Source organism: Sphingomonas sp. 7/4-4 (assembly GCF_027941955.1).
Classification (GTDB): domain Bacteria; phylum Pseudomonadota; class Alphaproteobacteria; order Sphingomonadales; family Sphingomonadaceae; genus Sphingomonas.
Window position 1 is genome coordinate 679,356 of record NZ_CP115960.1, and the last position, 19,240, is coordinate 698,595.

Here is a 19,240-nt window from a genome sequence, read left to right on the forward strand (position 1 = left end):
ATGCCCAAGCTCAAAGTAGATGGAATCGAAGTCGAAGTGCCGCAGGGCGCCACCGTGCTTCAGGCCTGCGAAGCCGCGGGCAAGGAGATTCCGCGCTTCTGCTATCACGAGCGGCTGTCGATCGCCGGCAATTGCCGCATGTGCCTCGTCGAAGTGAAGCCGGGGCCGCCCAAGCCGCAGGCCAGCTGCGCGCTGCCGGCCGCCGAGGGGCAGGAGATCCGCACCGACAGCCAGATGGTGAAGGCCGCGCGCGAAGGCGTGATGGAATTCCTGCTGATCAACCACCCGCTCGATTGCCCGATCTGCGATCAGGGCGGCGAATGCGACCTGCAGGACCAGTCGATCGCGTATGGCAAGGGCCATAGCCGCTACACGGAGAACAAGCGGGCGGTGACCGAGAAATATATGGGTCCGATCATCAAGACGATCATGACCCGCTGCATCCAGTGCACTCGCTGCGTCCGCTTCGGCGAGGAAGTGGCCGGCGTGGATGAGATCGGCGCGATCTATCGCGGCGAGGACATGCAGATCACGACCTATCTGGAGAAGGCGTTCAGGAGCGAGCTCTCGGGCAATACCGTCGATCTCTGCCCCGTGGGCGCGCTGACCCACAAGCCGGTGGCATTCGAATATCGCCCCTGGGAACTCAAGCGGAACCTGTCGATCGACGTAATGGATGCCGTCGGCACCAACATCCGCCTCGACAGCCGCGGCCGCCAGGTGATGCGCGTGCTTCCGCGGATCAACGAGGACGTCAATGAGGAGTGGGCGCACGACAAGACGCGCTACCATGTCGACGCATTGGTCCGCCGCCGGCTCGACAAGCCCTATGTCCGCAGGGACGGCAAACTGGTCGAAGCGAGCTGGGACGAGGCGTTCGACGCCATCGCCGCGGTGAACCCAGGCTCCAGCGTCGCGGCGATCGCCGGCGATCTGCTTGATGCCGAGACGATGTACGCCGCCAAGGCGCTGCTCAAGGGCCTCGGCTCGGAGCTGATCGAAAGCCGCCAGACGGGCATGGACTATGACGTGTCGAGCCTCGGCGCGGTGGCGTTCAACCCGACCATCGCCGGTGTCGAGGATGCGGATGCGATCCTGCTGATCGGCAGCAACCTCCGCTGGGAGGCGCCGCTGATCAACACGCGGGTGCGCAAAGCGATCAAGAAGGGCGCCAAGGTCTTCGCGCTCGGGCCCGAGACCGACCTCACCTACAAGCTCGAATGGCTGGGCAATGATCTGTCGCTGCTCGGCAAGTTGCCCGATCAGGTGGTGCAGGCGTTCGACGGCGCGAAGAAGCCGCTGGTCATCGTCGGTCCCGGCGCGCTGGGGGCCGGTTTCGGCGCGGCGCTCGCATTGGTCGAGCCAATGAAGCTGGTGCGCACGCTCGAGGACGGGACGGCGTGGAACGGCTTCGGCGTGGTCCATATCGCCGCGGCGCGGATGGGGGCATTGATGCTCGGTTTCGCGCAGAAGGGCGGCATCGCCGATGTCGTCGCTGCGAACCCGAAGCTGACGCTCTTCCTCGGCGCCGACGAAGTCGATTTCTCGAAGTTCGAGAGCAGCTTCAAGGTGTTCATCGGTCATCATGGCGACAAGGGCGCGCATCATGCCGATGTGATCCTGCCCTCGGCGACCTATGCCGAGAAGCCGGGCACCTATGTGAACCTCGAGGGCCGCGTCCAGCGTGCCGACCGCGCAGTGTTCGCGCCGGGCGACGCGCGCGAGGACTGGTCGATCCTGCGTGCGCTCTCCGACAGGCTCGGCCGCACGCTGCCGTTCGACAGCTTCGAGGAGCTGCGCGCGGCGATGGCCTCCGAAGTGCCCGAGCTGGGGCAGGAGGGTCTGGCGACCTTCGCGTGGAAGGTGCCCAAGCTCTCCGCCAAGGCCAGCGGTCCGGTCAACTATCCGATCGCCGACTTCTATCTGACCAACGCGATCTGCCGCGCATCCCCGACGATGCAGCGCTGCTCGGCCGAACTGGTCCATGGCGAAGACTTTGCGGAGGCAGCGGAATGACCGCCTTCTTCCAGAACACCATCGGTTTGCCGTTCGGCTGGGCGTGGTTCATCGCCACGATCGTCGGGATCCTCGTGATCGCATTGCCGCTGATGCTCGCGGTGGCGATGATCATTTATGCCGACCGGAAAATCTGGGCGGCGATGGCGCTGCGTCGCGGTCCCAACGTGGTCGGCCCGTTCGGCCTGCTGCAGAGCTTCGCGGACGGTCTGAAGGTGTTCCTCCAGGAAACGATCATCCCGTCGAGCGCCAACAAAGCGCTGTTCCTGATCGCGCCGATCATCACCTTCACGGTCGCGTTGATCGTCTGGGCGGTGGTGCCGTGGCAAGCGGGCGTGGTGCTGTCGAACATCAATGTCGGCTTGCTCTACATCCTCGCGGCCTCGTCGCTCGGCGTGTACGGCATCATCCTGGCGGGCTGGTCGTCCAACTCGAAATACCCCTTCTACTCGGCGATCCGCGCCGCGGCGCAGATGGTGAGTTACGAAGTCTCGATCGGCTTCGTACTGATCTCGGTCGTATTGTGGGCGGGTAGCTTCAACCTCGGCGAGATCGTCGATGGCCAGCGCGGCCATGTGTTCGGCTTCCTCAACGGCTTCGGGTTCAATCCGCTGCTGTTCCCGATGGCGGTGGTGTTCTTCATCTCGTCGCTCGCCGAGACCCAGCGCGCGCCGTTCGACCTGACCGAGGCCGAGAGCGAGCTCGTCGCGGGCTATCAGACCGAATATTCGTCGATGAGCTTCGCGCTCTACTGGCTGGGCGAGTACGCGAACGTGCTGCTGATGTGCACGCTCAACGCGACCTTGTTCTGGGGCGGCTATCTGCCTCCGTTCGACTGGGCGCCGCTCTACTGGGTGCCGGGCATCCTCTGGCTGTTCGCCAAGATCCTGTTCTTCTTCTTCGTGTTCAGCTGGGTGAAGGCGACCGTCCCGCGCTATCGCTACGACCAGCTGATGCGGCTGGGCTGGAAGATTTTCCTGCCATTGTCGCTGATCTTCGTGTTCCTCGTTTCCGGGTATCTGATGTGGACCCGGGTTGGATTTTCCGCATGAGCGTCGCCCAGCTAATCCGTTCCTACACCCTGTGGGAGTTCATCAAGGCCCACTGGTTGACCTTGCGGTATTTCTTCAAGCCCAAGGCGACGATCAACTATCCGTACGAGAAGAACCCGATCTCGCCCCGTTTCCGCGGCGAGCATGCGCTGCGTCGTTATGCCAATGGCGAAGAGCGCTGCATCGCGTGCAAGCTGTGCGAGGCGGTATGCCCGGCGCTGGCGATCACGATCGAGGCCGAGCCGCGCGACGACGGCAGCCGCCGCACGACGCGCTACGACATCGACATGACCAAGTGCATCTATTGCGGGCTGTGCCAGGAGGCGTGCCCCGTCGATGCGATCGTCGAGGGGCCGAACTTCGAATTCTCGACCGAGACCCGCGAGGAGCTGATCTACGACAAGGACAAGCTGCTCGCGAACGGCGACCGCTGGGAGCGCGCGATCGCCGCGAACCTTGCCGCCGATGCACCGTACCGTTAAGCGCACCGCAATCGTCAGGGGCCGCCAGATTCCGTGATCCAGCTTCTCGCCTTTTATCTGTTCGCGTTCGTGGTCTGCGTCAGCGCAGGCTTTACGATCCTGTCGCGCAACCCGGTGCATTCGGTGCTCTGGCTGATCCTCGCTTTCTTCAACGCGGCGGGGCTGATGGTGCTCGCGGGCGCCGAGTTCATCGCGATGCTGCTCGTCATCGTCTATGTCGGCGCGGTCGCGGTGCTCTTCCTGTTCGTCGTGATGATGCTCGACATCGACTTCACCGAGTTGCGCGCCGGCGTGATGCGCTATGCCGCGATCGGCCTAGCGCTCGCGGTCGCGCTGGTCGCCGAGATCATCATCGCGATCGGCGCCTATAGCGCGGGCGGGATCCAGCTCGGCCGCCGCATCGCCCCGATCGACGCGGGCGTGCCCAATATCGAGGCGATCGGCCAATTGCTCTACACGCGCTATCTGTTCGTGTTCGAAGGCGCCGGGCTCGTGCTGCTGGTCGCGATGATCGGTGCGATCGTGCTGACATACCGTCAGCGCAGCGACGTCCGCCCGCAGAACATCAATCGCCAGATCAACCGCCGTTCGAAGGATGCGACGCGCAACATGAACCCACCGGTTGGGCAGGGGGTCGAACTGTGATCTCCGTTACGCATTACCTGGTCGTCTCGGCGATCCTGTTCACGCTGGGTGTGCTCGGCATCTTCATGAACCGCAAGAATTTGATCGTCATCCTGATGGCGATCGAGCTCATCCTGCTCGCAGTGAACCTCAACCTCGTCGCCTTCTCGGCGGCGCTCGGGGATCTCGTGGGGCAGGTCTTCGCGATGTTCGTGCTGACCGTCGCCGCCGGCGAGGCCGCGATCGGGCTCGCCATTCTCGTCATCTACTTCCGTAGCCGGGGCACGATCTCGGTCGACGACGTCAATCGGATGAAGGGCTGATGTCGCCGATTCTCCTCATCGTATTCCTGCCGCTCGCCGCGGCGGTGATCGCCGGCCTGTCGAACAAGACGTTCGGGAGCGTGCTGCCCAAGGCGCTGACGACGGGTGCGCTGTTCGTCTCGTGCGCGCTGTCCTGGCCGATCTTCATCCAGTATCTGCACGGCGGCGGCGAGCAGACCGTGGTCCCGGTGCTAAACTGGATGACCTCGGGCAGCCTGCAGGTCGAATGGGCGCTGCGGGTGGATTCGCTGACCGCGGTGATGCTCGTGGTGATCACCAGCGTCTCGGCGCTCGTCCACCTCTATAGCTGGGGCTATATGAGCGAGGACCCGGATCAGCCGCGCTTCTTCGCCTATCTCTCGCTGTTCACCTTCGCGATGCTGATGCTCGTGACCGCCGATAACCTCGTCCAGATGTTCTTCGGCTGGGAAGGCGTGGGCCTCGCTTCCTATCTGCTGATCGGTTTCTGGTTCCGGAAGCCCTCGGCGAACGCCGCGGCGATCAAGGCGTTCGTCGTCAACCGCGTCGGCGATCTCGGTTTCATGCTCGGCATTTTCGGCACCTATCTCGTGTTCGGCACCGTATCGATCAACGAGATCCTCGCCGCTGCGCCGGGCATGCATGGCTCGACGATCGGCTTCCTGTGGTTCCGCGCGGACACGATGACCGTGCTCTGCCTGCTGCTGTTCCTCGGCGCGATGGGCAAGTCGGCGCAGCTCGGGCTCCACACCTGGCTTCCCGACGCGATGGAAGGCCCGACCCCGGTTTCGGCGCTGATCCACGCCGCGACGATGGTCACCGCCGGCGTGTTCATGGTCTGCCGCCTGTCGCCGATGTTCGAGACCAGCCCGGTCGCGATGGGCGTCGTCACCTTTGTCGGTGCCGCGACCTGCCTGTTCGCCGCGACTGTCGGCCTCGTCCAGACCGATATCAAGCGTGTGATCGCCTATTCGACCTGTTCGCAGCTCGGCTACATGTTCTTCGCGGCGGGCGTCGGCGCTTATGGCGCGGCGATGTTCCACCTGTTCACGCATGCTTTCTTCAAGGCTTTGCTGTTCCTCGGCGCCGGCTCGGTGATCCACGCGATGCACCACGAGCAGGACATGCGCTTCTATGGCGGCCTCAGGAAGCATATCCCGCTGACCTTCTGGACGATGATGTTCGGCACGCTGGCGATCACCGGCGTCGGCATCCCTGCGGTGTTCGGCAATCCGACTGCGTTCGGCTTCGCCGGCTTCCATTCGAAGGATGCGATCATCGAGGCAGCCTGGGCAGCGGGCGTCCCCAGCGCCTTCTGGGTCGGGGTGTTCGTGGCGTTGCTCACCAGCTTCTATTCGTGGCGCGTGGTGTTCCTGACCTTCTACGGCAAGCCGCGTTGGGCGGGCTCGGAGCATATCCAGCACGCCGCCCACGATGCGCATGGCCATGACTCGCATCATGACGACGCCCCCTCGGCCGAGGATGCCGGGTATGCGCCCGACGCCCATCATGCCGCGCACGACGATCATGCCCATGAGGGGACGGCGGGCTATCATCCGCACGAGAGCCCGTGGGCGATGCTGATCCCGCTGGTGCTGCTGTCGATCGGCGCGATCGCCGCGGGCTTCGTCTTCCACGGCTTCTTCATCGAGGCCGAAGAGGGCGCGCATTTCTGGAACAATGCGATCGCCTTCGACGCGCATCTGATGCACGCGATGCATGAGGTGCCGCTCTGGGTGAAGCTCTCGGCCACCGTCGCGATGCTGCTCGGCTTCGGCGGTGCCTGGTACGCCTACATCAAGCGGCCCAGCTTCGCCGGTGCCGTCGCCAGCAACTTCCGGGTGCTCTACACCTTCCTGCTCAACAAATGGTACTTCGACGAGCTCTACAACTTCCTGTTCGTCCGCCCCGCATTCGCGCTCGGCCGGCTGCTCTGGAAGGCGGGTGACGAGGGGACCATCGACCGCTTCGGACCCAACGGCATCGCCCGGCTGGTCCAGCTCGGCAGCGTCGGCACGGCGCGCCTGCAATCGGGATATCTCTACACCTATGCCTTCATCATGCTGATCGGTCTCACCGCCGCGCTCACCTGGGTGATCGCAGGATGACCGGTTTCCCGATCCTTTCCATCATGCTGGCGATACCCGCGATCGCCGCGGTTGCCTGCCTGTTCGCCGGCGCACAGGGCGCCCGCTGGCTCGCCTTGGGGGCAACCCTGATCGACCTGGCGCTCGGCATCTGGCTCTGGGCCAATTTCGACCAGAGCGCGGGTGCGGCGCAGTGGCAGTTCGTCGAGCATGTCCGGCTGTTCGGCATCGGCGGCGTCGATTTCGCCTGGGCGCTGGGCATCGACGGCTTCGCCTTGCTGCTGATCATGCTCTCGGTCTTCCTCATGCCGATCTGCATCGGCGCGAGCTGGGTCGCGATCGAGAAGCGCGTGCCCGAATATATGGCGGCGATGCTCGTCACGCTGATCCTGATGATCGGCACCTTCGCCGCGCAGGACCTGCTGCTCTTCTACGTCTTCTTCGAAGGCGGCCTGATCCCGATGTACCTGATCATCGGCATCTGGGGCGGCGCGAACCGCATCTACGCGTCGTACAAATTCTTCCTCTACACCTTGCTCGGTTCGTTGCTGATGCTGATCGCGATGATCGCGATGCTGCTCAACGCCGGTACAGCGTCGATCCCCGAGCTGATGGTGCACGACTTCCCGGCGCAGTGGCAGACCTGGCTGTGGCTGGCCTTCTTCGCGTCGTTCGCGGTCAAGATGCCGATGTGGCCGGTCCACACCTGGCTTCCCGATGCACACGTGCAGGCGCCAACCGCCGGTTCGGTGATCCTGGCAGGCGTGCTGCTCAAGCTCGGCGGCTATGGCTTCCTGCGCTTCAGCCTGCCGATGTTCCCCGAAGCCTCGGCGCAATTCATGTGGCTGGTGTTCGCCTTGTCGTGCGTCGCGGTGGTGTACACCTCGCTGGTCGCTTTGGTGCAGTCGGACATGAAGAAGCTGATCGCCTATTCGTCGGTCGCGCACATGGCGATCGTGACGATGGGACTGTTCGCCTTCAACCAGCAGGGCGTGGAGGGCGCGATGATGGTCATGCTCGGCCACGGCCTCGTCTCGGGCGCGCTCTTCCTCTGCGTCGGCGTGATCTACGATCGCCTGCACACGCGCGAGATCGATCGCTACGGCGGCCTCGCGATCAACATGCCGCGTTATGCGCTGCTGTTCATGTTGTTCACCATGGCCTCGGTCGGACTGCCGGGAACCAGCAACTTCGTCGGCGAATTCCTCGGGCTGGCGGGCGTTTACCAGGTCTCGACCTGGACCGCGCTGATCGGCACCAGCGGCATCATCCTCGGTGCGGCCTATATGCTGTACCTCTATCGCCGCGTCGTGTTCGGCGATCTGACCAAGGAAGACGTCCGCGCGATGCCCGATCTGAACGGCCGCGAGCTCTGGCTGCTCGCCCCGATCGCGGCGGCGGTGCTGTGGATGGGCGTATACCCTGAGAGCTTCCTCAAGCCGATGCGGCCGGACGTCGAGCGGCTGGTCGAGCGGATGAGCCGCGTGATGCCTGCGGGTGACTCGCAGCCGACCGCCGGCAAGCCCGCGCCCGCCGCCGCGCATGGCGAAGAACATGCTGCCCCCGCTGCTGCTGCGCACGGGGAGGCGCACTGATGAGCTATTCGATGCAATTGATGATGGTCCTGCCCGAGCTGGTGCTCAGCCTGGGTGCGATCCTGCTGATGCTGGTCGCCGCATGGGGCGGGCAGGCTTCCACCAAGCTGGTGAGCTGGGCATCGATCGCCGTGCTGATCGGCGCGGGTATCGCGCTGGCGGGACCGGCTTCGGCCGGCGGCGAGGCGTTCGGCGGGCTCTATCGTCCCGACATGTTTGCGGCGTTCGCCAAGGCACTGATCTTCTTCGCCGCCGCGGTCTCGATCCTGATCGCGCCGCGCTTCTTCCAGACGACCTCCGGCGACGATCTTCGCCCCGAATATCCCGTGCTGATCCTGCTGTCGGCGGCGGGCATGGGGATGATGGTCTCGGCGGGCGATCTGATGAGCCTCTATGTCGGCCTCGAACTGCAGAGCCTCTCGGCGTACATCCTTGCCAGCTTCATGCGCCGCGACACGCGCTCGGCCGAAGCGGGCCTGAAGTATTTCGTCCTCGGTGCGCTCGCCTCGGGCATCCTGCTCTACGGCATCAGCCTGGTGTACGGCTTCTCGGGCACGACGCTCTTCGCGGGTATCGCCGATGCCTATGGTACGACGGATCTACGTAGTCCTCAAGGGATTGGCTTGCTGTTCGGCCTCGTATTCGTCTTCGCGGGTCTCGCCTTCAAGATCAGCGCCGTGCCGTTCCACATGTGGACTCCGGACGTCTACGAAGGCGCGCCGACGCCGGTGACTGCCTTCTTCGCTTCGGCGCCCAAGGTCGCGGCGATCGCGCTCGCCACCCGCGTCGCGATCGAGGCGATGGGGCCGGCGATCCATGACTGGCGCCAGATCGTGATCTTCGCGGCTTTGGCCTCGATCATCTTCGGCGCGGTTGCGGCGATCGGGCAGACCAACATCAAGCGGCTGCTCGCTTATTCGTCGATCAACAATGTCGGCTTCGCGCTGATCGGCCTCGCCGCCGGCGGCGAGGCGGGTGTGTCGAGCGTGCTCTATTACATGGCGATCTACGTCGTCATGACGTTGGGCAGCTTCCTGATCGTGCTCCAGATGCGCGGCCCCGACGGCCAGCCGATCGAGAGCATCGCCAGCCTCTCGGGCATGTCACGCTCGCGGCCGGGTCTCGCGCTCGCCTTCGCGATCTTCATGTTCAGCCTCGCGGGTATCCCGCCATTGCTCGGCTTCTTCGCCAAGCTGCAGGTGTTCGTCGCGGCAGTGCATGCCGGCCTGTTCATCTTCGCGGCGGTGGGCGCCGCGGCCTCGGCGATCGGCGCCTTCTACTATCTGAAGATCGTCAAGACGATGTACTTCGACGAGCCGGGCGAGGCGTTCTCGGGCAAGACCGATCCGGTTGAGGGTGCGCTGCTGGTGGTGGCCGCGGCGGTGATCTCGCCGCTCGGCTGGCCGCTGCTAGGGCAGCTCGAGCTGTTCACTGCATCGGCTGCGAAGGCGCTGTTCTGACCGCGACGATCCGGACCGTCGCCGAGACGGGCTCGACCAACATGGATGTGGCCGAACTCGCACGGAGCGGCGCGAGCGAAGGCCTGTGGCTGCGCGCCGAGCGGCAGACCTCCGGCAAGGGCCGGCAGGGCAGGGCGTGGGACCTCGCCCGCCGGCAATCTCTACATCTCGACTTTGGTCCGCGTGCGGCCCGGCGAGCCTTCGCCCGCGACGCTGGCGCTGGTCGCGGCGGTGGCGCTGGAGGAAGCGGTGTCGCTGTTCGGGGTGCAGCCGATGCTCAAATGGCCCAATGACCTGCTGGTCGACGGCGCCAAGCTCTCCGGCATCCTGCTCGAGCGTGTCGAGGACGCAGTGATCATCGGCTTCGGCGTCAACCTCGCGCAGCATCCGGTCGATCTGGATCGCCCCGCCACCAGCATCGCCGCGCATGCCCCCGCGCCGGACCCGCAGGTTTTCGCAGAGGCGCTCGCCGAGATCTTCGCCCGCTGGCTCTCGCGCTGGCGTGACGGCATCGCCCCGGTACGCGATCGCTGGCTCGCCCGTGCACACCCTGGATACCGCGCTCACCGCGCGGCTGGCGGACGGCAGCTCGATGGAGGGGCTGTTCGGCGGGCTCGATGCGCAGGGCGCGCTCATCCTGCGCTTGGCCGATGGCACTACCCGTGTCATTCACGCGGGCGACGTGTTCCTGCTCTGAAGGGAAGGCAAATGCTGCTCGCCGTCGACGCCGGCAACACCAATGTCGTCTTTGCGCTGGTCGAGGACGGGGAGATCCGTGCGCGCTGGCGCATCGCCACCGATCCGCGGCGCACCGCCGACGAATATGCGGTGTGGCTGAACCAGCTGCTCAACCTCGAAGGTTATGACCGTTCGGTCGTGACCGGAGTGATCATCGGCATCGTGGTCCCGCGTGCGTTGCACAACCTGCAGGTGCTCAGCAGCAAATACTTCAAGACCGAGGCAGTGATCGCCGGGCAGGGGAGTGCCGAATGGGGCTTCCCGCTCGATGTCGAGGAGCCCGGCAGCCTCGGCGCCGATCGCGCGCTCAACATGATCGCGGGGCATGCCCGGCACGAAGGCGACCTGATCATCATCGACTTCGGCACCGCGACCACGTTCGAGCTGGTCGACTATAAAGGCGCGTACAAAGGCGGAATCATCGCGCCCGGCATCAACCTGTCGCTCGACGCATTGGTCACCGCCGCCGCCAAGCTGCCCCGCATCGCGATCTCGGCACCCGAGAAAACCAGCGTGGTGGGGCGCAATACGGTCGACCAGATGCATATCGGCATCTATTGGGGCTATGTCGCGATGATCGAGGGCCTCGTCGCCCGGCTCAAGGCCGAGGTGGGGCGCCCGCTCAAGGTGATCGCCACCGGCGGACTGGCGGTGCTCTTCGAAAAGCATACATCGGTCTTCGACACGATCGAACCAGACCTGACCATCCAGGGTCTGGCCATGCTGTGGGAACGCAGCCAGCAAGGAAATTAAGTGACTCCAGGCAACGAACTCCTCTTCCTCGCGCTCGGCGGCTCGGGCGAGATCGGCATGAACGTCAATCTCTACGGCACGCAGGGCAAGTGGCTGATGGTCGATTGCGGCATCACCTTCGGCGACGCCAACTATCCCGGGGTCGACGTGATCCTGCCCGACCTCCAGTTCATCGAGGAGCGGCTCGACGACCTCATCGGCATCGTGCTGACACACGGCCATGAGGATCATATCGGCGCCTTGCCCTATCTCGCCGGAGACCTCGGCGTGCCGCTTTATGCGACGCCGTTCACTGCGGGGCTGATCTACGGCAAGCTCGAGGAAGAGGGCATCACCGACAAGGTCGAGCTCAACGTCGTGAAGGAGGACGGCCCCTTCTCGATCGGGCCGTTCACGATCACCTACACGCCGCTCGCCCATTCGATCCCCGAGGGCAATGCGGTGCTGATCGAGACACCCTATGGCCGCGTGTTCCACACCGGCGACTGGAAGCTCGAAGAGGCCCCCGCGCTGGGCGGCGCGTCGACTGCGGCGGAGCTGACCGCGATCGGCGACGAAGGCGTGCTGGCGCTGGTCTGCGATCTCGACCAACGTGTTCAACCCCGAGGCCTCGGGGTCCGAGATCGACGTCCGCAAAGGCCTCGACGAGGTGATTGGGGCCGCCACGGGGCGCGTGCTCGTCACTACCTTTGCCTCCAATGCCGCACGGCTTCAGACGCTGGGCGAGGTCGCCGAGGATACCGGGCGCAAGCTGTGCGTCGCGGGGCGCTCGCTCGACCGGATCATCCGTGTCGCCAAGGCGACCGGCTATCTGCGCGACTTTCCCGAGACGATCGATTTCGACACCGCGATGAGCCTGCCGCCGCGGCAGGTGATGATCGTCGCGACAGGCGGGCAGGGCGAGCCGCGCGCGGCGCTCAACCGCATCGCCGAGGATACGCATGTCCTCAAGGTCCATGCCGGCGACACCGTCGTCTTCTCGTCGCGCCAGATCCCGGGCAACGAGATCGCGATCGGCAAGATCATGAACACGCTGGCCGGCAAGGGCGTCGAGCTGATCACCGACCGGCAGGCGTTCGTTCACGTCTCGGGTCATCCGGGGCGCCCCGAGCTCGCCGAGATGTATCGCTGGATCCGGCCGGAGATCATCCTGCCCGTCCATGGCGAAGTGCGGCACATGCACGAGCAGGCGCGCTTTGCGAAGGAGCAGGGGATCCCGCAGGCGATCACGCAGGTCAACGGCGATATCTGGAAGCTCGCGCCGGGCAAGCCGAAGCTGGTCGGTCAGGCGCATGCCGGGCGACTGGTGCTCGACGGCGACGTGATCCTGCCGGCCGACGGTACGACGATCAACGAGCGACGGCGGATCGCGCTGTACGGCCAGATCTCGGTCGCGGTCGCAATCCAGGGCGGGCGGCTCAAGGGTGCGCCGCAGATCTGCGTGCAGGGCGTGCCGGTCGAGGAGGATCGCGATGCGTTCCTCGAGGAAGCCGCCGAAGCCGCGGCCGAGGCCGTAAAGAAGGACGGCCGCGACGTCGAGAAGCTGCGCGAGAGCGTGCGGCTCGCGGTGCGTCGGGCGGCGGTGCGCTTCACCGGCAAGAAGCCGGTGGTCGACGTGCTGGTCGTGGAGCTCTGAGCCATGCGCTGGCAGTCGATGCTCGCGATCTACATCCTGTTCTGGGCGTTTTCGGTTTTCCTGGTGCTGCCCTTCGGGGTCCGCACCGCGCAGGAAGCGGGGGCGGAGCTCGTCCCCGGCCAGGCCGAGAGCGCCCCACACGGCTTCAGCCCGAAGAAGATCGCGATCCGCACGACGATCGTCGCGACGATGCTGTTCGGGCTGTTCTTCCTCAACTACGTCAACGGTTGGGTGACGGCCGACATGCTCGACTGGGTCCACCACCAGTAGGATTTCGCGGGCTTAGCTTCGCACTTTGCCCGCGGTTCGTGAATGAAAATTGCGCGTTCGAGCATGAAAATGTCGTGATGCGCCGAGCCTGATTCCACACTGTCAAAGAGCCGACAGCAAGGCTGGCACAGCAAATCCTACATTGGAAGGTCGAACGCCAAACAACACCTCTCCCCAGAGGGGAAGGGTTCAGGTCCGCAGCCGCTCGATGGCCTGGGCGAGGGCGACGTAGAGCTTGCCCATGTCCGACGAGAGCAGGGTGACGCCCAGGGTCGAGCCGTCGCGCAGGGCGAGGATGTGGCGCAGCATCGATCTCGAAATCGTGGATGTAGCGATTGACGTGCTCGTTGAACGCGGGATCGGCGTCGTAGAGCCGGGCGACTTCGCGGGTGTCGCCCGGATCGAGCAGGCGGACCGCGCGCCGCGTGAAGACGCCGCGGTCGCCCTTGAGATAGGCGGCCCAGGCGCTGTCGGTGACTTCGGCGGAAAAGGCCTTGGCGATGTCGATCGAGGCTGAGTTGAGCGCTTCGATCAGCAAGGTGGTGCGGCGAGCGAAATTGTCGCTGTCGGCGCGTTCGCGATCGACGCGCTCCTCCTCGATCCGCGCTTCGATCTGGGCAGTGGTATCGGCGAGCGCCACCATCTGCTGGGTGAGCCGCTCCGAGGCGCGCGCCGCGGCCGTGACTGCCGCTTCAGTGCTGTCGGCCAGCTGGGCCATCTCGCGGCGCAGGGTGGCGTCGACCACGCGCTTGAGCGCGGTGCCGCTGGCTTCCTCCAGTGCGCTCGCCGCGCCGGGCACGATCGTGGCCAGCGATTCCGGGCGTGCGCCGCGGCGGCGGCGGCGGTCTCGCGCACGCTCACCAGCGCATCGACGAGCTGCGGCGCCGCGGTCTCGGCGAAGCGGCGCGTGGTCTCGATGGTATCGTCGACGATCGCGCCGAGTGAGGCGGCCTGCTCGCTGCCGGTGGCGAGCGTTTCGAGCAACGAAGCCTGGGTCTTGGCGAGCGTGTCGCGCTGTTGCGAGACGACATCGGCGATCGCCTCGATTGCGTCGTGCGTGCTCTCCGCGGCAGTGACGAGCGCGAGCAATTCGGGCTTGGCACCGGACACGACCTTGCGGCTCGCGCTGATCCGATCGTCCAGCCGGGCGAGCGCTTCGGGCAGCGTCTCGTCGATCTCGCGCGCGGAGGCGTCGAGCGCCGTGAGCAGGTCTTCGGAGGTGCCGATCGCCTTGCGGGCGAGTTGATCGCCGGTGCGCAACGCTTCCGACATCGCTTCCATCGAACCGTGGAGCGCGCTGACCGATGCGGCGAGCGACTGGGTGCGATCGGTGCCTGCGGCGTGCAGGACCTGGAGCTCGCGATCGAGCCGGTCGACACCCGAGGAGAGGCCGGCGAAGAGGACGTCGCCGCGTCCCTGCTCCTCGGCGAGGCGTGCGCCGATGCGGCCGATGGCCTCTTCGATCACTGCCATGCGCTCGCCGAGCGCTTCGGCGCTGTCGCGGCCGGCGCGATCGAGTGCGGCTTGATTGGCGCTGAGCATCGCGAGGATCGCCTCGCCCTGCGTGGCGATGCCCTTGCGGGCCTCGTCGACCGCGCCGGCGGCACGATCGAGCACGGCGTCGACTGCGACCGACATCTGGCCGGTGACCTGTTCGAGGCGGGTGCTCGCAGTCTCGCTGGTCGCTTCCATGCGGGAGATGTGCGCCGCCAGACGCTCGGCGGCGCCGCCGGCGATCTGATCGGCCTCGCGGCCGCGCTCGGACAATGCGGTGAGCTGTGTATCGAGCGAGGCGGCGCGCTGGCTGGCGAGCAGGCCGGCATCGTCGATACGGCTTGCCAGCCCGTGCATTTCCTCATGCGCCTTGGGCAAGGTGGTCAGGATGATCTCGAATCGCTTCTCGGCCTGATCCATCGCATCGCCGAAGGTGCGGATGCTGCCGTCCATCAACTGCGCCTGGCGGCCGACCATGTCGGCGGCGCCCTCGACGCGCTCGGCCGCGCGTTCGCCGAGAGAGGCGAGCGCCGTGGTGTGCTCGGCGAGCGCAGTGCGGTTCTCGGCGATGCGGGCGGAGATCGTCGCCATCGCCCGATCGAGCGCGGCAGCCTCGGTACGCATCGCGCGGGCAGTGGCGTCGAAACGGCGGGCTTCCGCGCGACTCGTGCGCATCGCGAGCATGTAGAGGATGCCGATCAGCGCCGGCGGCACGCAGAGCGCCGCGATCAGCTGGATGAGCGCGACCGGCTCCATGCCCTGCTGAAAGGCGGGAAAAGCGAGCCAGCCCATGCCGACGAACCAGGCGGCGGCGGCGAGCCATGCCAGAGCGGGAACGAGCCAGGCGATATTGCGCCCCGGTGCCTCATCCTCGTCGAAAGCAAGCTCCTCCAGCGGCGCCGGCAGGGCCGAATTGTCGGAAAGGACGAGCTCTTCGTTGCCGTTGGACGGCTCGATGGCGACCTGCGCGGTGTTTCCCCAGTCATGGCGCAACTGTACCATGTTTGGACGTTTCGCCAAATATCGCCGCAACCAAGAATTAAGCCTCTTCGGGGTAGCTAGAGGCATGGCATATGATCCCGGTGCAATCGATGCGACGCTGGCGGCAGCGGTGGGCGACGAGCCCGCGCTGATCGCCGAATTGCGCGAATCCTTCCTCGAGAGCGTGAGAAAGTGCGTCGGCGCGATGAAATCGGCGGAAGGGCCCGATGCCTGGGCGACGGCGGCGCTGCGGCTCAAGGGACTGGCGGCGAGTTTCGGCGCGGTCCGGCTGATGGCGCTGGCCTCCGAAGCCGTGAACGGCCCCGCGCAGGACGGCGCAGTGCTGCGCCGGCTGCATCGGGCGATCGATCGGCTTTAGGATATAGGCAGCGCTCTCTTCTCCTCTCCCAGTGGGAGAGGTAGCGGAGCTAGGTGAGGGTTTCCTGCTATCGTTGGGGCGATCCCTCACCCAGCTCCGACTAGGCCCCGCTGAAGAAGCGGGACCAAGTTCGCGCAACCCTCTCCCGACGGGAGAGGGGAAACCTATCGCTTCCTGCTCAGCTCGCGCATCGCAGCGTCCAGTCCCGCGAGCGTGAGCGGGTACATCCGGTCCTGCATCAGCTCGCGGATGATCCGCACCGATTGGGTGTAGCTCCAATGCGCCTCGGGTAGCACGTTGAGCCAGACCGCTGCGGGATAGGTATTGACCAGGCGCTGCATCCACACCGCGCCGGCCTCTTCGTTGAAATGCTCGACCGAGCCGCCGGGGTGGCTGATTTCGTATGCGCTCATCGAAGCGTCGCCGACGAAGATCAGCTTATAGTCGTGGCCATATTTGTGGAGCACATCCCAGGTCGGCGTGCGCTCGGTGAAGCGGCGGCGATTGTCCTTCCACACGCCTTCGTACGGGCAATTGTGGAAATAGAAGAATTCGAGATTCTTGAATTCGCTGGTCGCGGCGGAGAACAGTTCTTCGCAGAGCTTGACGAACGGGTCCATCGAGCCGCCGACGTCGAGGAAGAGGAGGAGCTTGACGGCATTGTGGCGCTCGGGGCGCATGCGAACGTCGAGCCAGCCCTGCTTCGCGGTACCTTCGATCGTCGCGTCGATGTCGAGCTCGTCGGCGGCGCCTTCCCGGGCGAAGCGGCGCAGGCGGCGTAGCGCAACCTTGATGTTACGGGTGCCGAGCTCCTTCGTGTTGTCGAGGTTCTTGAACGCGCGCTGGTCCCAGACTTTCAGCGCGCGGCCGTGTTTGCCTTCGCCGCCGATGCGGACGCCTTCGGGGTTATAGCCGCCATTGCCGAAGGGCGAGGTGCCGCCGGTGCCGATCCACTTGCTGCCGCCCTGATGGCGGGCATGCTGTTCCTCGAGGCGTTGCTTGAGCGTCTCCATGATCTCATCCCACGAGCCGAGCGACTTGATTGCCGCCATTTCCTCTGGGGTGAGGAATTTCTCGGCGATCGCCTTGAGCCAGTCCTCCGGGATATCGGCGGGGGCGACGCCGTAATTCGTGGCGATGCCGCGGAAGACCTTGGCGAAGACCTGGTCGAAGCGATCGAGCAGACCCTCGTCCTTCACGAAGGTGGCACGGGCGAGATAATAGAAAGCCTCGGGGTGCGCTCGATCACGTCGCGGTCGAGCGCCTCGAGCAGGACCAGATGCTCCTTGAGGCTGGCCGGGATGCCCGCGGCGCGCAGCTCGTCGAGGAAGGAGAAGAACATGCCGTCCTTCTAGGGCTGGCGCTCGTACAGCGTCCAGTGGGTGCCGGAGAGGCCGTGGACGCGCGCGCCGGCGATGGGCGTGTAATGTTTGCCGCAGTGCCGGGGATCGGCCGAGAAGCTCTGCCCCTTGAAACGGTCGACGAAAAGAAACCGTGGCGCCGGACAGTCCGCCTTGACGATGGTGAGCGGATAATGCGCCGCCGCCGCGGCGTAGATGAGGATCGGCAGCCCCTGGTCGCGCTCGACGAACACTTCCGCGCCGCCCGGAGACCGGGCCTGCAGTGCCCGCACGGCCGCGCCCGGATCGGCACGCTGATTGCGGATCAGCTCCACATCGCAGGCGATGCTGCCCGCGCTGAACAGTCCGAGGCCGAGGGCGGCGAGCCAGCGCTTCCATCCGCCTGCGACGAGCCCAAGCCAGCCCATCTCGGCAACGAGGATGAGCAGCGCCAGCGATACCAGGAGATAATAACGCGCATAGCTGACATTGCCCGGATGGAGCAGGGCGATCGCGGCGGGAAAGGCGAGAATGGCAAGCGCGTGGAACGAGAAGCGCGATACCCCGCACTCCGTGCGAAGACCACCAGAGCCGGCACCAAGGCGAACCACGCGACGGCAACGTCCGGAAAGCCCAGCGTGTAGCCGACCATCTCCGAGATCCCGCGCAGATAATGCATCCAGCTGAACGGATCCCAGCCGCCGAATTTGAACCCTTTGCCGCCCGCCGCAGCGGCGCCCAGGATGATAGCCGCCACCAGGGCCAGCGCGATGATGCTCGGCGCCAGCAGCTTGAGCGAACCCAGGACCGCGCTCCTGAACCCGTCGCGGTGCCAGAGCGTGAAGAACACCCAGCCCGCGAGCGCGAAGAAGGCGAAGAACGTGATGAGCTGGGAAAAGGCGCCGAGGAAGAAGCACAAGGCGAGGGATGTCGCCGGACTGTGCCTGGCATCGCCCGCGAGCCAGCGGTCCGTGAGCAGCAGCGCGGTGAGGAACGCGAGCGACATCGGCGCATAGCCGCGCGCCTCGGCTCCGAGCGTGACGAGGATCGGCGAGAGCGCGAAGAGCGAAGCGGTGATGAGGCCGAGCAACGGACTCCGCCGCGCACCGAGCAGACCGGCGATGACGATCGCCGCGGTGCTCGTGGCGATCGATAGCGCGCGGGTGAGCGGCGGGGCTGCGCCGAAACCGACCAGCTGCATCCAGAGCGAATTGATATGGTGATTATTGTCGTGGTTGATCTGGAGGAATACGCCCATCGGGGTACCCGCGTCGCGCGCATGGATCGCCGATACCGCCTCGTCGAGCCACAGTCCGCCCAGGGATCCCGCCACGCGCAGCGCGAAGCCGATCGCCGCGAGCGCGCCGAGCCACAGCCACCATCGGCGACGATTTTCCATTTCCCCCATCATGCGTCGTCTGATGCCCTGCCGATGCGGGCGACACAACCTCAGCGCGCGTAGGCGTCGATCAGCGAACCGACATAATCGGGCTGGCGGCTGCTGAGCTCGGCGGCGGGGCGGGCAGGGCGGACCGCCTTGCCCGCGGCGGGATCGGGCGTGCCGTAGATGAAGCCGTGCGCGGGGTAGATCGAGCTGCCGAGCCCGTTGGTGTCACGATACCAGACCTTGACGAGGCTCCAGTCGCCGCGCTCGGAGACGTCGAACAGGGTGACGTCCTGCTCGGCATGCCCGCGCTCGCCGTTGAGGCGGGACCAGTTGGCATGGGTGACCATCAGCACGCGCTTGTCGACGATCCGGCTGACCACGGCGACATGGCCGAGGGGCAGCCGCGCGCTTTTGGAGAAAGCGAGGACCGCGCCGACACGCGGCCTGCGACCGCGCTGGTAGCGGCCATCGGCCTGGTCCCACCAGGTCCAGGCGTCGCCATGGATCTGGATGCCCGACGCCGCGCGGGCGAAGGGCACGCACTGGCCGACATATTCGAGAAGCGACTGCGCCTGCACGGGCGCGGCGGTCAAAGCCGCGGCGGCGAGCGCGAGAGAGAACGCAAAACAACGCATACTCGGGCA

At 65.7% G+C, this 19,240-nt stretch carries 16 protein-coding genes and 3 pseudogenes; 14 read left to right on the forward strand and 5 right to left on the reverse strand.

Annotation, left to right across the window (positions count from 1 at the left end; all coding sequences use genetic code 11):
• The 13 genes and pseudogenes from nuoG to PIB19_RS03630 all read left to right on the forward strand — a co-directional run bounded on the left by nuoG (position 1) and on the right by PIB19_RS03630 (position 13,532).
• Positions 1–2,016, forward strand: a complete 2,016-nt coding sequence (gene nuoG / locus PIB19_RS03570; RefSeq protein WP_271239699.1) for an NADH-quinone oxidoreductase subunit NuoG — start codon at positions 1–3, stop codon at positions 2,014–2,016.
• A complete protein-coding gene (gene nuoH, locus PIB19_RS03575) occupies positions 2,013–3,068 on the forward strand; it encodes an NADH-quinone oxidoreductase subunit NuoH (protein ID WP_271239700.1) in 1,056 nt (351 codons plus the stop codon). Before nuoG ends, nuoH begins: the two co-directional genes overlap by 4 nt.
• The gene (gene nuoI / locus PIB19_RS03580) at positions 3,065–3,550 is read left to right on the forward strand and encodes an NADH-quinone oxidoreductase subunit NuoI (RefSeq protein WP_271239701.1); all 486 of its coding nucleotides are present in this window, start codon (positions 3,065–3,067) and stop codon (positions 3,548–3,550) included. Before nuoH ends, nuoI begins: the two co-directional genes overlap by 4 nt.
• Positions 3,551–3,583: 33 nt before the next feature.
• Positions 3,584–4,195: an NADH-quinone oxidoreductase subunit J gene (locus tag PIB19_RS03585; RefSeq protein WP_271239702.1), complete on the forward strand. Its 612-nt coding sequence runs from the start codon at positions 3,584–3,586 to the stop codon at positions 4,193–4,195.
• A complete protein-coding gene (nuoK, locus tag PIB19_RS03590; protein ID WP_056612953.1) occupies positions 4,192–4,497 on the forward strand; it encodes an NADH-quinone oxidoreductase subunit NuoK in 306 nt (101 codons plus the stop codon). The genes PIB19_RS03585 and nuoK overlap by 4 nt, the downstream gene beginning before the upstream one ends.
• The gene (nuoL, locus tag PIB19_RS03595; protein WP_271239703.1) at positions 4,497–6,584 is read left to right on the forward strand and encodes an NADH-quinone oxidoreductase subunit L; all 2,088 of its coding nucleotides are present in this window, start codon (positions 4,497–4,499) and stop codon (positions 6,582–6,584) included. Before nuoK ends, nuoL begins: the two co-directional genes overlap by 1 nt.
• Positions 6,581–8,158 carry an NADH-quinone oxidoreductase subunit M gene (locus tag PIB19_RS03600; RefSeq protein ID WP_271239704.1) on the forward strand — a complete coding sequence of 526 codons (1,578 nt, stop codon included), beginning with the start codon at positions 6,581–6,583 and terminating at the stop codon, positions 8,156–8,158. Before nuoL ends, PIB19_RS03600 begins: the two co-directional genes overlap by 4 nt.
• Positions 8,158–9,618: an NADH-quinone oxidoreductase subunit NuoN gene (gene nuoN, locus PIB19_RS03605; RefSeq protein ID WP_271239705.1), complete on the forward strand. Its 1,461-nt coding sequence runs from the start codon at positions 8,158–8,160 to the stop codon at positions 9,616–9,618. The genes PIB19_RS03600 and nuoN overlap by 1 nt, the downstream gene beginning before the upstream one ends.
• Before the next feature lie 41 nt (positions 9,619–9,659).
• Positions 9,660–10,315: pseudogene (locus PIB19_RS03610) on the forward strand (biotin--[acetyl-CoA-carboxylase] ligase).
• 11 nt (positions 10,316–10,326) lie between these two features.
• A complete protein-coding gene (locus PIB19_RS03615) occupies positions 10,327–11,109 on the forward strand; it encodes a type III pantothenate kinase (protein ID WP_271239706.1) in 783 nt (260 codons plus the stop codon).
• Positions 11,110–12,745: pseudogene (locus PIB19_RS03620) on the forward strand (ribonuclease J).
• 3 nt (positions 12,746–12,748) lie between these two features.
• Positions 12,749–13,015, forward strand: coding sequence for a DUF1467 family protein (locus tag PIB19_RS03625; protein ID WP_271239707.1), 267 nt, complete (start codon positions 12,749–12,751; stop codon positions 13,013–13,015).
• A gap of 295 nt (positions 13,016–13,310) precedes the next feature.
• Positions 13,311–13,532 carry a hypothetical protein gene (locus PIB19_RS03630; RefSeq protein WP_271239708.1) on the forward strand — a complete coding sequence of 74 codons (222 nt, stop codon included), beginning with the start codon at positions 13,311–13,313 and terminating at the stop codon, positions 13,530–13,532.
• A 14-nt stretch (positions 13,533–13,546) separates the two neighbouring features.
• On the opposite strand, the gene PIB19_RS03635 is transcribed toward PIB19_RS03630, so the two are convergent.
• Entirely contained in the window at positions 13,547–15,511 is a 1,965-nt protein-coding gene (locus PIB19_RS03635; protein WP_271239709.1) for a hypothetical protein, read from the reverse strand.
• Positions 15,512–15,575: 64 nt separating this feature from the next.
• Between PIB19_RS03635 and PIB19_RS03640 the strand changes: the two genes are divergently transcribed.
• Positions 15,576–15,869 (forward strand): Hpt domain-containing protein, encoded by a 294-nt coding sequence (locus PIB19_RS03640; RefSeq protein WP_056612968.1) that lies wholly within the window; start codon positions 15,576–15,578, stop codon positions 15,867–15,869.
• Between the two features lie 164 nt (positions 15,870–16,033).
• Here the strand turns inward: PIB19_RS03640 and PIB19_RS03645 are convergent.
• The 4 genes and pseudogenes from PIB19_RS03645 to PIB19_RS03660 all read right to left on the reverse strand — a co-directional run bounded on the left by PIB19_RS03645 (position 16,034) and on the right by PIB19_RS03660 (position 19,231).
• Positions 16,034–17,211 (reverse strand): annotated as a pseudogene (locus PIB19_RS03645) (vWA domain-containing protein).
• Positions 17,212–17,220: 9 nt separating this feature from the next.
• Complete coding sequence (locus PIB19_RS03650; RefSeq protein ID WP_271239710.1) at positions 17,221–17,544, reverse strand: hypothetical protein; 324 nt, start codon at positions 17,542–17,544, stop codon at positions 17,221–17,223.
• Positions 17,535–18,608: a hypothetical protein gene (locus PIB19_RS03655; protein WP_271239711.1), complete on the reverse strand. Its 1,074-nt coding sequence runs from the start codon at positions 18,606–18,608 to the stop codon at positions 17,535–17,537. Before PIB19_RS03655 ends, PIB19_RS03650 begins: the two co-directional genes overlap by 10 nt.
• A 50-nt stretch (positions 18,609–18,658) precedes the next feature.
• Positions 18,659–19,231, reverse strand: coding sequence for a CHAP domain-containing protein (locus PIB19_RS03660; protein ID WP_271239712.1), 573 nt, complete (start codon positions 19,229–19,231; stop codon positions 18,659–18,661).
• Between the last annotated feature and the right edge of the window lie 9 nt (positions 19,232–19,240).